The organism is Mucilaginibacter sp. P19, from assembly GCF_050632265.1.
Lineage (GTDB): Bacteria > Bacteroidota > Bacteroidia > Sphingobacteriales > Sphingobacteriaceae > Mucilaginibacter > Mucilaginibacter gossypii.
This window is the reverse complement of the sequence record NZ_CP192586.1, coordinates 2504872-2519050: the sequence shown is the minus strand read 5'-3', so window position 1 is coordinate 2519050 and position 14179 is coordinate 2504872. Positions and strand designations below refer to the sequence as shown.

Sequence of the window (14179 nt, the reverse complement as noted above, 5' to 3'; positions counted from 1 at the left end):
ATGCTGCAACATTTGGATCCGCGAAATCAGGCAGCCCTTGTTTTAATGGGCTTATTAGTTGTTTTAACACTTGTTGAAATGGCTCTGAGCTATTGGGAAGATCGCAAGTACTATGAAACCCGCGATACACTAACCAATATTTATCTTACTTCGCTGGCTGTTGTTATTAATCTCTGCGTTAAGGTATTTACCTTTTTTATACTTGATTATACCTACCAGCATTACAGGCTTTTTCAAATTCAGAATATTTTTTGGTACTGGTTTATATTGGTTGTTGTACAGGACTTTTTATATTGGGTGCTTCATTATACCGGGCATTACTGCCGTATGTTTTGGGCCATGCACGTTACCCATCACTCGTCCGAGCATTTTAACTTCACCACGGGCTTTCGGTCAACAGTATTTGAACCACTTTACCGGGTATTCTTTTACCTCCCGCTGGCTTTAATGGGCTTTACCGCTTTAGATATCCTGTATGCATACCTTATTACCCAGCTTTATGGCAATCTGGTGCATACTCAGTACAAAATCCCCTTGCCAAAATGGTATGGGTGGATTTTTGTAACGCCTGCGCATCACCGTGTTCATCATGCGTCAAACATCCCTTATCTTGACAAAAACATGGGCATGGTATTGATTATCTGGGACAGAATATTTGGCACTTTCCGCGATGAGGATTTACCGGAGCCGGTTAAATATGGCTTAACTAAACAACCTCAAGATATGGGGCCCGTGAATATTTTATTCCATGAATGGAAGGCTTTATTGCATGATGCCAGAAATGCCCCGGATCTCAAATCAAAAATAGGGTACTTTATTCACCCGCCGGGCTGGAGCCATAACGGCAGTACCCAAACTGCGCGTGTGCTGCAACGGGAATATAAGGAAATGGAAGAGGCTCATAAAAAACACGAAACTGCCGCATAACAACATTATATTCACTGTTGTCCGGTAAAGTTTGTTATTGTTATAAAAAGACTGCATTATGATATAAAAAGAAGGATTTAGGTTTTAAAGCGGATGTCCAAGCCCCCCAATTTTAGTTGCCGTGAGTGATTTGTTGACATGACGGACAGTTTCTCCGGATCGTTCAGAAAGTTAAATAGGTGGATATAACTCATCAGATGGAGTCTTATAATAGAACTCAGATTAGAGAAAGACCATTGTCTTTTGAGTTGTACCTGGACAATTTTGATTAGAAGATCGGCAATAAAAGCGCACCATATCTGTATTTTGATTGCATTCTCATTATCCCCCAGGAAGTATTTAAGCGGGAAATTTTGCTTTACCCGCTTAAATAGTATTTCAATAAGCCATCGTTTCTTATAAAGATCGGCAATAGCTTCAGGTGGTAACGAGAAATTATTGGTTAAAAACTCAAATGTCCTTTCGGTTTCTTTGTCAAAGAAAGTAACCAGGCGAATCTCCAACTGGATACCCTCTTTTTGAGTACGTGTGCCCTGGAGGAGTAGTTTATCTTCGATGACACCGTGTGCCTTGCTTTGTTCGCTAAGCTCATTCAGCCACATTGTTGAGTATTTGGCATCTTTTTTCTGCCTGGTGACAAAGAATACGCCTTCATTTGTCATTCTTTGATATTCAGAATAGTCTACGTAACCTTTATCGAAAACGATAAAGGAACCTGGTTCGAGTTTGATCTCTTTAAGGAAGGGCATATCGTTAGCGCTGGCTGCCGTGAAGCTAATTTTCAGCGGTACATCATCTGCTGCCTTAATGAGCGTATGAACTTTGATCCCGCCTTTTCTCTTACCGTTGGCCTTTCCCGGGCTTGGGGCTTTCAATATTTGCTGAAATAAGGTAATTGTTGAAGAATCGGCAATGAATAGCTTAGGGTCGATCTTTAATCGGCTGTCCGGTAAAAGCTGCTTGTGTCGCCTATACAGGTTATCATAAATACGGGCGAATACTTCAAAGCTACGCTGGGCATTAGCATCACATAAGGTGCTTCTGGCCGGACATTTACTTATACCGATATGATGAAGCTTATGCAGGCTTGCTTTCATGCCGCTGATTACTTCTCTGCTGCTGGTGCATCTGTTAAAAACGCAGTAAAGCATCGTTACAAGATGTGTATAGGTATCAAAGTAACGGTAGTAGAGATCGTGATCCCCACGTCTTGCTAATGATCGAACATTATTACGATCTATTAAACCTAATAACTGATTCAGGACCGGCTGTCCGGTAAAAAAGTACTTTTGCTCATGTTGTGTATTTAAGTGTGGTAACTCAAATATCAACACAAAGGGGTAGTCTTTCGGCTATCCCTTCCTTTTTCCCTAAAAAATCTTTACCGGACAACAGTGCATTATATTTGGCGTGACACTTTTGTGTCGCACTAAACCATGTTACAATTAATATCCAAACTACAGCATAATACTTACAAAAAAGGCGAGTACTCAGATGAAGAATATCGCAACCTCGATGACACCATCCAACTCATTAAGGATTTCCCCTGGGATGCCGAGCGTGCATTAACTGATATTCAGTTAACCGGCCCATCAGTAACTATTCAGGATAATGATTTGAATTATCTAAAATTAGGACTTTACTTTAACAGCAAGTTTTGTGTTTATTATCTTGATATAGATAATCACTTGTATGAATATCATGCACCTAATGTTGAAGAAGCTTGTAATCTGGTAAAGGATTTTTTTGGACAAGCTCTGGAACAACATATCATGACTTATTACAAGACTGACATTGAAGAGATAATTCATAAACAAAGTCGTAATACGGCTGATGTAGAAATAAGATTTAAAAACGGAGAGGTTATAAAACCCACCATGTTAATTAGCGATGCCGATCTTCTTCAGAAATTTCCGGAAAAATCAGGCGTTAAAATTACTTTTATCGTAAAAACGAGGTTCTTCGGTGAATCAAAATCCAATTTTAACAGAATTTAATTTGGTTGACCTATTATTTTTTACAAAAAATAAAATTTTCTATTGACAAACTCTTTTTTTACCGTACATTTACGTCGTAATAAAGAAACAACAAATGAAATTAACAGGTGCATATTTTTTTGGCTACTACTTTTACTTTACCAGTGAGAGCCGGGACTAATATGTACAAAACAAACATATAAAGAAACTAAAAAGTCCCGGCCTACCAGCCGGGACTTTTTGCTTTAAGCAGGTTTATGAAAATAGAACAACCAAAAGTTGCAATTCAGGGTATCCGGGCCTCTTTTCACGAAGAAGCTGCATTGAAATACTTCGGCGAAAACACCGAGACCATTGAATGCAACTCTTTCAAACAAACGTTTGAAAGTTTAAAAAACCGTGAGGCCGATTATGTGGTAATGGCTATCGAAAACAGCATTGCCGGCAGCATCCTGCCAAACTATACCTTGCTGCTTGATTATGGCTTTCCCGTAGTTGGTGAAATTTACCTGCCCATCCAGCTGCACCTGATGGCTTTGCCCGGGGTAAAATTCGAGGATATTAAATATGTAACCTCCCACCCCATTGCCTTACGCCAGTGTGTTGATTTTTTTGACGAATATCCACACCTCAAAATTGTGGAGAGCAGTGATACCGCGGCCTGTGCTAAACGCATCAGAGATGAGCAACTAACAGATACGGTTGCTATTGCAAATTCCTTAGCCGCGAAACTTTACGGCCTGGATGTTTTGGAGCGTCGCATCGAATCGAACAAAAGAAACTTCACTCGTTTTCTGATCCTTACCCATCATGATAATATCGAAAAGAAACCGGCTAACAAAGCTTCTTTATGCTTCCAGGTAAGTAACAAAGTTGGTGCATTGGCTAAAGTGCTTAATATTTTTGCCGAAGAAGGCGTAAATATGAGCAAAATCCAGTCGATGCCAATTTTGGGCAAGCGCAACGAGTACAATTTTTATGTAGATATAGAATGGGAGGAGCAAAAACAATATGACGCTTCCATAAGGCAGATCCTTAAGTACACCCATAACTTCAATATCCTTGGCGAGTACGAAAGGCACGATGATGAGCATGCGGTGAGCCCAAAACCTCGCCGGGCCGAACGGAGCATCCGCAAGTATATCAATATCAGGCGTAGTGTATAATAAAGACAATCGGCAAACAGAACCCAAAAAACTAAATAATTTAAATTATCAACTAACACTCCCGGCTACCACCGGACAAACAAAAAAACGATGAAACTAAATTTAAACATACAGCCGCTTAACACCTGGATTAAAACAGGTAAGGAACCTTTGGTTATTTCAGGCCCTTGCAGCGCTGAAACAGAAGAACAATTAGTAGCTACAGCTCATTTATTAGCCCAAACAGGTAAAATCTCAGCTTTGCGTGCAGGTATTTGGAAACCACGTACCCGTCCGGGTGAGTTTGAAGGTATTGGCAGCATTGGTTTGGAGTGGTTAAAACGCGCCAAAGAAGAAACAGGCTTGCCAACTGCTGTTGAGGTTGCTACTGCAAAACACGTTGAAGAAGCTTTAAAAGCGGGTGTTGATATCCTTTGGGTAGGTGCACGTTCAACAGCTAACCCTTTCACCGTTCAGGAAATTGCTGATGCTTTAAAAGGTGTTGATGTGCCTGTAATGGTTAAAAACCCAGTAAATCCTGATCTTTCATTATGGGTTGGCGCATTAGAGCGGATCAACAATGCAGGTATCACCAAATTGGCTGCCATTCATCGTGGTTTCTCATCTTATGAAAAATCAGCTTTCCGTAATGAACCGATGTGGGATGTTGCTATCGCCTTAAAAACCCTGGCCCCTGAACTGCCTCTTATTAATGACCCGAGCCATATTTCAGGTAATCGCGATCTAATCGGTTATGTTTCACAAAAAGCTTTAGATCTTGATATGCAGGGCTTAATGATCGAATCACATATCGACCCAAGCGTAGCCTGGACAGATGCTAAACAACAGGTTACTCCAGCTGCTCTTGCCGATATCATTGACCACTTAACTTTGCGTAAAGCGGAAGTTAGAAATTCTGAAGTAAACGATAAACTGGCTGAACTACGTAATCAAATCGACAAGATAGACGACTTGGTAATCCAGAAAATTGCTGAGCGTATGCAGATTGCCGAAAAAATCGGTCAGTACAAAAAAGATAATAACATTACTATTTTACAGGTTGGCCGTTGGGATGAGATCCTTCAAAAACGTACAACTTACGGTAAAGCATTAAAATTAAGCGCCGAGTTTACTGAAAAATTGCTTGAATTAGTTCACAACGAATCTATCCGCAGGCAAACAGAAGTAATGAACGCCGACGCCGCTCAGGGCCAGGCAGCAGAAAAACTTACACACGCCTAATATTTTAAATGATGCATAACATCATTCTGAAAAGAAACAACAAGTTCATTAACGGCACGGTTAACCTCACCGGTTCAAAAAGTGAGTGTAACCGCGCCCTGATCATCGAAGCGTTAAGCAAAGGTAAAGTAAGAGTTGAAAACGTATCTGACGCCGCTGACGCTGTTTTACTGGCAGGTATTTTAAGGGAGAACCAAGAGTCAAGAGCCAAGAGCCAGGAGGTTCTGGCAGGAAACGCTTCTCCTGATAATTCCGAAATCGAAAATTGCAAATCCGAAATCGTAGACATCGGTCCGGCGGGTACGGCTATGCGTTTTTTGACGGCTTACTATGCTATACAGGAAGATGAAGTGATCTTAACCGGTAGTAAACGCATGAAGGAACGGCCAATAGGTATACTGGTTGATGCATTACGCGAGCTGGGCGCCAATATTGATTATGAAGAGAATGATGGCTATCCTCCTATCAAATTAAAAGGCGGCTTTAAACAACAAACCGGTCAAATCAGTATCAAAGGCAATATCAGCAGCCAGTACATTACTGCTTTGTTACTTATTGCCCCAGCCCTGCCTTTGGGCCTGGAATTGCATATTGAAGGCAAGTTAACTTCACGTCCTTATGTTGAAATGACCCTGGCTATGCTTGAAACTTCTGGTATCAAGCACACTTGGGAAGGTAATGTTATTGCAATTTCAAATCAGGAATTCACGACAACATCATTGTACGTTGAACCGGACTGGAGCGCTGCCTCATATTGGTACGCTATTGCAGCACTTGCTGATGAGGCCGAGCTATTTTTAACTGGTTTAACACCATATAGCTTACAGGGCGACAGCGTGATCACCGAGATCATGGCTAACTTTGGTATTACTTCGCAGTTCAGGGATGGTGGCGTTCATCTAAAAAAGAGAACAAACCTATCTCCCGCCGTGAGTTTGACCTGAAAGAATGCCCCGACCTGGCACAAACAGTAATTGTTGTTTGCGCAGCGCTTAATCATGAAGCATCTTTTACCGGCCTTGAAACTTTAAAGATCAAAGAAACCGACCGCATCCTGGCCCTGCAAACAGAACTTGGCAAAATGGGTGTTAAGCTGATTGAAAAAGATGAAGTTTACACGCTTGATTGCAGCGGGAAATTTATCCCCGAAACTGTCTTCATCAACACATATCACGATCACCGCATGGCAATGGCTTTTGCGCCGCTCGCTCTCATTCTTCCTCAAATGGAATTTGAGAACGGACCGGTAGTTGAAAAATCATATCCCGCTTTCTGGAACGATCTGGAAAAACAGGGGTTTGAAGTAGTAGAGAAGGAAGCTTAAAGCTGAAGGCAAAAAGCCTAAAGCAAAAAACAAACAAAAAACGCGTCACTACGGGGTACGAAGTAATCCCAGGCGAGGTTAGACTTACGAAGTTTTAAAACTTCGTAAGTCTGGATTGCAAAATGACGATTATAAAACAACCAATTAAAGATATCCGGATAAGATTTTCTCATATCTCATATCTAACATCTCATATCTAAAACTATGGCAGGCAATTCATTCGGGCAATTATTCAGGATAACAACTTTTGGCGAATCACATGGCGAGGCCATCGGTGTAATTATTGACGGATGCCCGGCCGGCTTACAGGTTGATCTTGATTACATCCAGGGCGAACTGGATAAACGCAAACCAGGCCAGTCAAAGATCACTACCCAACGTAAAGAAAGCGACACGGTAAGAATCCTTTCAGGTGTATTTGAAGATAAAACTACGGGTACCCCTATTGCTATGCTGATCCCCAATGAAGATCAGCGTTCGAAAGATTATAGCCACAATGTGGATGTTTTCCGTCCATCGCATGCAGACTATACCTACGAAGCTAAATATGGCATCCGCGACCATCGCGGTGGTGGCCGTTCCTCTGCCCGTGAAACTGCGGCCCGTGTTGCTGCCGGCGCTTTGGCTAAACTGCTACTTAAAACACTGGGTATAGAAATTGTTGCCCATGTAAGCAGCGTAGGTAAGATCAATGCACCAAATGTATTTATAAACGATCCGATTGAGTTTATTGCAGAGCGCGAAAAAATATTGTACGCTGTGCCGATCCGGCCACTGCGGAAGAGATGATCGAATTTATTGATAGTGTGCGAAAAGATGGAGATACAGTTGGTGGCAAAATCAGCTGCTATGTAAAAAACTGCCCGGTTGGCCTTGGCGACCCTGTGTTTGATAAATTGCATGCCGATTTAGGCAAAGCGATGCTAAGCATCAACGCCGTTCACGGTTTTGAGTTTGGTTCAGGCTTTGAAGGTAGCGAAATGCGCGGGTCTGAGCATAACGACATCTTTGTAAAATCACATCTGGGTGATATACAAACCATTACCAATTTTTCGGGCGGAATCCAGGGAGGCATCAGCAATGGCATGCCTATCGAATTTAAGGTAGCCTTTAAACCCGTAGCCACCATAATGAAAAACCAGGCAACTATCGACAGCCAGGGAAATGCTGCCGAAATATCAGGCAAAGGCCGTCACGATCCTTGCGTGGTTCCGCGCGCCGTACCTATTGTTGAAGCTATGGCAGCCCTCGTTTTGGCCGATCATTGGTTGAGGAACAGAAACGCCCGTTTAAGCTAAAAGCGCTCAGTTAGCCGAAAGCAAAAAGCCGAAAGCTTAAAGCGTTCCACTGAGAACATTTGAGTTTTCGGCCTTTTATTTTCACCAAGCTTCTTTTGCTTTTGGCTTTCTGCTTTAAGCTTTCAGCCCAATAACCTACCTTTGTAAAGCCATGCTTACCTCAATTATCCAATTATACAAACAAGCCTATAGCGGACTTTCAAAAAACAGCTGGTACCTGAGCATCGTAATGCTTATTAACCGCAGCGGTACCATGGTTGTACCTTTCATGACCATTTATACCATCAGGCAACTGCATTTTACCATTGAACAGTCTGGATATATCATGGCAATTTTTGGCGTGGGTGCTGTATCCGGCGGCTTTATTGGCGGTAAGCTGATCAATAAAATAGGCTTTTATGATTTACAGGTGGGTGCATTACTTACCGGTGGCTTGCTTTTCCTGGTACTGGGTTACCAAACAAGTTTCATCAGCATGGCTATCTTCACGTTAGTTTTAAGCATCTGCAATGAATCGTTCCGGCCCGCAAACTCAACTGCTATAGCGCACTACAGTACTGAAGAAAACAAAACGCGCTCCTACTCGCTTAACCGGTTAGCTACAAACTTAGGCTGGGCCTTTGGCGGCGGGTTAGGGGGATTATTGGCGGCTATAAATTATCATTTACTTTTTTGGGTAGATGGTTGTACCAATATAGCAGCAGGCATACTGTTGCTTACTTTGATGCCCCGTTCAAAAGTAGCCAAAACCATTAAAGAAGCAGTGGCCGGTTTTGATGAAGTATTTTCATCGGCTTATAAAGACGGGGTTTACCTGCTGTTTATCTTATTGGCTACCCTGTTCGCAACTTGTTTTTTCCAGTTCTTTATTATGCAGCCTGTATTTTATAAAATACAATGGCATTTTAATGAGCGTTTTATCGGTTTCCTGCTGGCTTTAAACGGGATACTTATCGTTTTGATTGAAATGATATTGATTAACTGGCTTGAAGGCAAACGCCATGCCCTAACCTATATTATCTCGGGCATCCTGGTTACCGGAGCCGGTTTTGTTTTGCTTAATCTGATGCCGCATGTGCCTTTGGTAGCCATATTAATTGTCTGCATGATAACTTTGGGTGAAATGCTTTCCATGCCATTTATGAACACGTTTTGGATAAGCCGTTCAAATGTACGCAACCGAGGTGAGTATGCTGCATTATACAGCATGTCATGGGCCGGCGCACAAATCATTGCTCCATTTTTGGGCAGCCAGGTTATCGCCTACGGAGGGTTTGAGCTTTTGTGGTGGCTACTTGGCGGTGTCTGCCTGATTGTGGCCTTCGGCTATTTGATCATGAAACGTTCAATACATACCACTAAACGTGTGCCTGTTTTACCTTAATTTGCTATCATGAAAAAAGCCATCATATTAGATCTTGATAATACCATATACCCTGTAAGTTCCATTGCCGATCATTTGTTTAATGAACTGTTCAACTTTCTTGATCAGCATATTGCCGGCGAGGGTATCGAGCATATCAATAAAGCAAAGGAGGATTTAAAGAGGATTCCCTATCAAAAGGTGGCAGACAAATATCAATTCAGCGAACTCGTTAAAAACAAAGGGCTCGAACTATTAAATAACATCGAGTACAACCGGCCGATGCAGCCTTTTGATGATTATAAACAGATCCGCGAAGCAGAGGTCACCAAATTTTTGGTTACCACAGGTTTTACCAAACTGCAATGGAGCAAAGTTAAAATGCTGAACATTGAAGCAGATTTTGAAGCCATCCACATTGTTGACCCTGAACTTTCGCCCCTAACCAAGAAAGATATTTTCGCGTCAATATTAGAGAAATACGATTATAAAACGCGAGACGTACTCATTATTGGTGACGATCCCGAATCTGAAATAAAAGCTGCAAGCGAATTGGGTATCGATACTTTTCTATACGATCCCGAAAATAAACATCCAAACGCCCAGGTAACCTATCGCTCACAAAATCTTAAAGACGCGGCCGCTATTGTTGCTTAAGCACCTTTACCGTAACCAAAAGCTGCCCAAGATGGCGCATGGTATGCTCAGCCGAATGCGTGTACAAGCCGATAACTGTAGATGGTAATTGCCCCCGGCCTACTCCTCGCCATTCGGTTAATATGGTCTCGTCGGTAGCTTTGAGTTGATCGATAGCGTTATCAACCTGGATATTAAACGCTTTTATCAAATCAACAACGGTAATTTCACGTTCACCAGGTTTACCTTCGGCTGCAAGATAATTCAGTTGTGCCGCGCTAAGCCCCTCTCTTTTTGCATAGGTAAAAAGCCGGCTAAGTACCCCAGTGAGGTGTTGTAAATGAAAACCCGGCGATGCCATGCCGGCAAGCTTTTGCCACAGCAGCTTTTCCGGAAAATCGGCCATCAATTCATTAAGCTCCTCTCTTGCCTGCAAAAGAGCATGGGCAACAGGCTGAAGCAGGGCCGACATGTCATCCAGTGGCCCGCGAAGCCAAACTTCAGGTAATTTTTGAGTAGACATTAGTTTTTATTTAACATGGTTTTCACTTGTTCATGATTCAACGTTTGAGGCAGACCATAAATGGCTCTTACGCGCTCATGTGTATTATCAGTCCAAAGCCAGCTCGTCCAAACCATAAACCAGGCCCATTCGGGTTGGGCTGCCAGAATTTCGGGTTTTGGAAGTTCGCCGGTTTCTGTAAGCGCAATGATCTTGCCATTAGCAACCTTTAGCAAATCGTTATAATCCCGTTGTTCATAATCGAAATGATAGATATCAGCACCTAAAATGTCTACGTAATCGGCACCCGGATAAAAGTCTTTATAGTCATACGCTTCATCTAATGGAAGGTCGCGCAAACCGTTTGGGCCCCATACCCAAATCAGATTATTTAAATGATGATAATTGGTATACCGATCGTACATCATTTTCCAAAGCTTGATGATCCCGTCGTTCCCTTTTTGTTTCCCCACCAAAACCATACGCCGTTCATTTCATGGTAAGGCCGCCACAAAACAGGCACATAGGCATCCCTGAGCTGTTTCAGGTAACCGGCTACCACGTCAATTTGGGCAAGCCATTTTTTATTCAGATCGGTATTGGGTGTAATTAACTCTTTCCATTGGGCATCAGTTATTTTGCCCTGAATGCTTTGCTTCCAATCATATGGCGGGTTATCTAAAGGGCGCCCCTGGTGCCACATGAGTGTTACCAGATAGCCATCCTGCCATTTTTGCTTAGCTTCGTTTACAAGGTCCTGCCCCAGGTCTTTGTCTCCCCAAAGCATGAAATCTGAGCCCCAAACGGCAGGATATTGTCCTGTAATTGCCTTGGCACTGTCTGAAAAAACGTCACGATCGCTGTTATAATTTTGTTGACCCGATAAAATATGTTTGCCTTTTATACTATAAAGGAAGCTAAGCAATTTATTTACCTCAGGCGACGCTTCTTTATTTACTGGTTTAAAACTTTGTGCTAATGCCATGAAAGGCAATGATATGATTAAAGTAAGCGGGAATAGTTTTTTCATTTTAATTAAACTGGCTATTCGGGTTAAAGGAGATAACAGGCTTTGTTCAAAAATAAATAAAAAGCACGGCCGTTTATGGTATGGCTATTGCTATTCATAAGCAATATTTAACTATCTTTCGTCTATATGATACCTATTCCCTTTAGGAAACACTTTATCCCGATTATACTTTCCACGTGTTTGGTTTTGCCTGCTGTATTACAAAGCTGCAAGAAAAAGCATGAAATGATTGCTGAAGATATGTTCAGGATCACACAAAATGAAATTTTTAAAAAGGCCGATACTGAAGGATACATCCCTGTTTTTAAAAGAGTATTCACAAAATACCGGTCTAAGACTGCCAATCCGCTGGCTATCGAATCGTTTTTCAAAAAGAACGAATACCAGCCGCTCTTAGTTATAAACCACTTGAACAATGGCGATCTCGAAGCTTTACCAGAATATCTTGATAAGATCAATGAACACGGCCTCGATCCAACTATGTATCCATCGGCAGAGATCAAAGCACTTGTAGCCAAACTTAAAGACAAAAAGGCGATAAAAACAATTGATGAAGCCTATGAAACTGTTGCCAAACTTGAGGTGTTAACAGCGGGCGCATTAATAAAATATTCCAATGCCCTGCAATACGGTGTGATCAATCCTAAAAAGATCTACTCGAGATATTTTATGGCCACCCGCCGGCCCGATAGCACAACGATGCTTGCCACTTTAAACCGAGCAGACTTTAAGACATTACTTGACAGTATCCAACCCAAAAGCCCTCAATATTTAGCGTTGCAAAAAGCATACAGGGACAGTGTAACTATCGAAGGCCTTTCCCGCGAGGAGAGCAAACGCTACTTATTGGTTAGCCTGGAGCGGCTGCGTTGGAGAAATAAACCTTTCGAACCCAAATACGTGATAGTAAACATCCCCGATTTCAGGCTCGACGTTATCGAAGATGGCAAATCGGTTTTAAATATGAAAGTTTGTGTAGGCCAGGGACGAAACATGAAAAACCAAAACACGCTTGAACATTTTGATGATACAGCGAGAGCCGATAAACCTTTTCCGCGAGAAACGCCAATACTGAACAGCCTGATCCATAGCGTTGAGGTAAATCCTATTTGGAATATTCCCCGCAGTATTGCAACAAAAGAGATCATTGTTGAGGCTGCCGACGACCGTTACTATCTCTCAAATAAAAACATAGATGTTTTTAAGGACGGTAAAAAGATTGAGGATCCGGAAACTATCGACTGGTCGCAGGTTACGCCCGACAATCTGGAATACGAGTTTAAACAACGCCCCGGAGAAGACAACTCGCTGGGTAAAATAAAGTTTCTGTTTAAAAACCGCAGCAGCGTTTACCTGCACGATACACCTAATAAAGAAGCATTCAGGCATGCTATGCGTGCAGTAAGTCACGGCTGTGTACGATTAGGTGATCCGCTTGGCCTGGCACAAAACCTATTTGGAGAAGGTGCAGACCTCGATACCATTTCGAAAGATATGGTTGAAGATAAACCGAACCCTACCAATATCGGCTTGCCAAAGAAAACGCCTATTTACATCACCTATGTAACCTGCTGGGCAGATGATAATGGCACCATTCAATACCGCCCGGATGTTTATGGTTTAGATATAGTGCTTTACGCACATCTGCAAAGTTTTTTGGCCAAATAAAAAAAGCCCGGCAAACTTTTCGGTAAGCCGGGCTTCATGATTTGGTTTATAGTTGGGTTGGATTTAAAACTTTGTAAAATTGAATGACGTATCGGTGCTCGCCATTAAGTTAAGCGGCCCCGTTTCATCCAGGTATTTTGAATAGTACGACTCATCGTTTCCATTAATAAATAAAACGGTTTTGCCGGCAATGGTATTGATAACTTTATTAACCACTTTCGGCGATACAGCAGGGCAACCAAAGCTTCTGCCGATATATCCCTGCTCATTGATAGCAGCCGGCCCAACATAATTAGCGCCATGTACAACAATGCTGCGCATACGGGCATTCCCGTTAAAGCCTTCATCCATACCGTCAAGGTATAGTGAACGGCCATGTTTACCATTATAAACCTTATCAGTTACATAAAATCCGAGACTACTTTCATGTGAATCGTTAGCATCCGAAAAATGATTTGCCATTTCCTGACCGCTGCCTGATCCATGTGCAACCCATGTATTGAGCACCAACTGCTTGTTTAACAAATTTATAATCCACATACGCTTTTCACGGCTTGATTTGGAGAAATCAACCACGGTAAGCACCTCACTGCTTTGAGGTACTAAATGTGAAAGCTTTAAATTGGTATAACCAGTAACCGCTTTTTCAAATACGTTGAAAGCTAAACCGGCCTCCTTAAGGCGCGCTGCCTCGTATAAATTATTAACGTATTGCTCAAATAGTTCCTTTGTTGTAAACGCTACATTTTTTTCTTTACACTCACTGATCTATTTGCACCATCCGATCTCCAGCTTAAAATTGTTGCCGAAAGGAAAAAGATCGCCATAGTAACCCACAAAAAATGTTTCCTCATACGCTTGCCTGAGTTTAATTTAATTTTAATTAATTAGGGTATAGTAACAGGGTTTGGATAAAAGGTTAACCTGCCATTAACAGATTAATACAAAAATATACTTTAAAACTTGAAATCCAAATTAGCAATATGATATATTTACTAAAATGAAAATAAATTTAAAAATAAGCAATATTTTAAATTCTTATACGGAGCGAAAAAAGGAAAGGTTATA

General features: G+C 41.8%; 14 protein-coding genes and 1 pseudogene. 10 read left to right on the top strand and 5 right to left on the bottom strand.

What is annotated here, in order from left to right:
• Positions 1-927 (top strand): sterol desaturase family protein, encoded by a 927-nt coding sequence (locus tag ACQ86K_RS12090; protein WP_091176603.1) that lies wholly within the window; start codon positions 1-3, stop codon positions 925-927.
• 77 nt (positions 928-1004) lie between these two features.
• Here ACQ86K_RS12090 and ACQ86K_RS12085 read toward each other — a convergent pair whose 3' ends face one another.
• Entirely contained in the window at positions 1005-2261 is a 1257-nt protein-coding gene (locus ACQ86K_RS12085) for an IS4 family transposase (RefSeq protein WP_431199200.1), read from the bottom strand.
• Positions 2262-2363: 102 nt separating this feature from the next.
• On the opposite strand from ACQ86K_RS12085, the gene ACQ86K_RS12080 reads away from it, so the two are divergent.
• The 8 genes and pseudogenes from ACQ86K_RS12080 to ACQ86K_RS12045 all read left to right on the top strand — a co-directional run bounded on the left by ACQ86K_RS12080 (position 2364) and on the right by ACQ86K_RS12045 (position 9932).
• Positions 2364-2924 carry a hypothetical protein gene (locus ACQ86K_RS12080; protein WP_091168350.1) on the top strand — a complete coding sequence of 187 codons (561 nt, stop codon included), beginning with the start codon at positions 2364-2366 and terminating at the stop codon, positions 2922-2924.
• 236 nt (positions 2925-3160) lie between these two features.
• On the top strand, positions 3161-4069 hold the full coding sequence (locus tag ACQ86K_RS12075) for a prephenate dehydratase (protein WP_091168353.1): 909 nt from the start codon (positions 3161-3163) through the stop codon (positions 4067-4069).
• Between the two features lie 90 nt (positions 4070-4159).
• Positions 4160-5290: a chorismate mutase gene (locus tag ACQ86K_RS12070; RefSeq protein ID WP_090525833.1), complete on the top strand. Its 1131-nt coding sequence runs from the start codon at positions 4160-4162 to the stop codon at positions 5288-5290.
• Between the two features lie 8 nt (positions 5291-5298).
• The gene (locus ACQ86K_RS12065; protein WP_431200440.1) at positions 5299-6234 is read left to right on the top strand and encodes a 3-phosphoshikimate 1-carboxyvinyltransferase; all 936 of its coding nucleotides are present in this window, start codon (positions 5299-5301) and stop codon (positions 6232-6234) included.
• The gene (locus ACQ86K_RS12060) at positions 6210-6614 is read left to right on the top strand and encodes a hypothetical protein (protein ID WP_431200845.1); all 405 of its coding nucleotides are present in this window, start codon (positions 6210-6212) and stop codon (positions 6612-6614) included. The genes ACQ86K_RS12065 and ACQ86K_RS12060 overlap by 25 nt, the downstream gene beginning before the upstream one ends.
• Before the next feature lie 204 nt (positions 6615-6818).
• Positions 6819-7912, top strand: a pseudogene (aroC, locus tag ACQ86K_RS12055) (chorismate synthase).
• Between the two features lie 151 nt (positions 7913-8063).
• Complete coding sequence (locus ACQ86K_RS12050) at positions 8064-9296, top strand: MFS transporter (RefSeq protein ID WP_091168364.1); 1233 nt, start codon at positions 8064-8066, stop codon at positions 9294-9296.
• Positions 9297-9305: 9 nt separating this feature from the next.
• Positions 9306-9932, top strand: coding sequence for an HAD family hydrolase (locus tag ACQ86K_RS12045; protein ID WP_091168367.1), 627 nt, complete (start codon positions 9306-9308; stop codon positions 9930-9932).
• On the opposite strand, the gene ACQ86K_RS12040 is transcribed toward ACQ86K_RS12045, so the two are convergent.
• Genes ACQ86K_RS12040 through ACQ86K_RS12030 form a run of 3 tightly spaced genes read right to left on the bottom strand, consistent with a single transcriptional unit; the run spans position 9919 to position 11443 of the window.
• Positions 9919-10434 (bottom strand): DinB family protein, encoded by a 516-nt coding sequence (locus ACQ86K_RS12040; RefSeq protein WP_091168371.1) that lies wholly within the window; start codon positions 10432-10434, stop codon positions 9919-9921. The genes ACQ86K_RS12045 and ACQ86K_RS12040 overlap by 14 nt on opposite strands.
• Positions 10434-10841, bottom strand: coding sequence for a glycosyl hydrolase (locus tag ACQ86K_RS12035; RefSeq protein WP_431200439.1), 408 nt, complete (start codon positions 10839-10841; stop codon positions 10434-10436). Before ACQ86K_RS12035 ends, ACQ86K_RS12040 begins: the two co-directional genes overlap by 1 nt.
• A complete protein-coding gene (locus ACQ86K_RS12030) occupies positions 10838-11443 on the bottom strand; it encodes a glycosyl hydrolase (RefSeq protein ID WP_431200438.1) in 606 nt (201 codons plus the stop codon). The genes ACQ86K_RS12035 and ACQ86K_RS12030 overlap by 4 nt, the downstream gene beginning before the upstream one ends.
• Before the next feature lie 225 nt (positions 11444-11668).
• On the opposite strand from ACQ86K_RS12030, the gene ACQ86K_RS12025 reads away from it, so the two are divergent.
• Complete coding sequence (locus ACQ86K_RS12025) at positions 11669-13111, top strand: L,D-transpeptidase family protein (protein ID WP_431200437.1); 1443 nt, start codon at positions 11669-11671, stop codon at positions 13109-13111.
• A gap of 63 nt (positions 13112-13174) precedes the next feature.
• Here the strand turns inward: ACQ86K_RS12025 and ACQ86K_RS12020 are convergent, their stop codons facing one another.
• Entirely contained in the window at positions 13175-13879 is a 705-nt protein-coding gene (locus ACQ86K_RS12020; protein WP_431200844.1) for a murein L,D-transpeptidase catalytic domain family protein, read from the bottom strand.
• Positions 13880-14179: the final 300 nt, after the last annotated feature.

Excerpts from the sequence above, each read along its gene's own strand:
- ACQ86K_RS12090 (WP_091176603.1), top strand. The coding sequence starts at position 1 with ATGCTGCAACATTTGGATCCGCGAAATCAGGCAGCCCTTGTTTTAATG.
- ACQ86K_RS12080 (WP_091168350.1), top strand. The coding sequence starts at position 2,364 with ATGTTACAATTAATATCCAAACTACAGCATAATACTTACAAAAAAGGC.
- ACQ86K_RS12075 (WP_091168353.1), top strand. The coding sequence starts at position 3,161 with ATGAAAATAGAACAACCAAAAGTTGCAATTCAGGGTATCCGGGCCTCT.
- ACQ86K_RS12070 (WP_090525833.1), top strand. The coding sequence starts at position 4,160 with ATGAAACTAAATTTAAACATACAGCCGCTTAACACCTGGATTAAAACA.
- ACQ86K_RS12065 (WP_431200440.1), top strand. The coding sequence starts at position 5,299 with ATGATGCATAACATCATTCTGAAAAGAAACAACAAGTTCATTAACGGC.
- ACQ86K_RS12050 (WP_091168364.1), top strand. The coding sequence starts at position 8,064 with ATGCTTACCTCAATTATCCAATTATACAAACAAGCCTATAGCGGACTT.
- ACQ86K_RS12045 (WP_091168367.1), top strand. The coding sequence starts at position 9,306 with ATGAAAAAAGCCATCATATTAGATCTTGATAATACCATATACCCTGTA.
- ACQ86K_RS12040 (WP_091168371.1), bottom strand. The coding sequence starts at position 10,434 with ATGTCTACTCAAAAATTACCTGAAGTTTGGCTTCGCGGGCCACTGGAT.
- ACQ86K_RS12035 (WP_431200439.1), bottom strand. The coding sequence starts at position 10,841 with ATGATGTACGATCGGTATACCAATTATCATCATTTAAATAATCTGATT.
- ACQ86K_RS12030 (WP_431200438.1), bottom strand. The coding sequence starts at position 11,443 with ATGAAAAAACTATTCCCGCTTACTTTAATCATATCATTGCCTTTCATG.
- ACQ86K_RS12025 (WP_431200437.1), top strand. The coding sequence starts at position 11,669 with ATGATTGCTGAAGATATGTTCAGGATCACACAAAATGAAATTTTTAAA.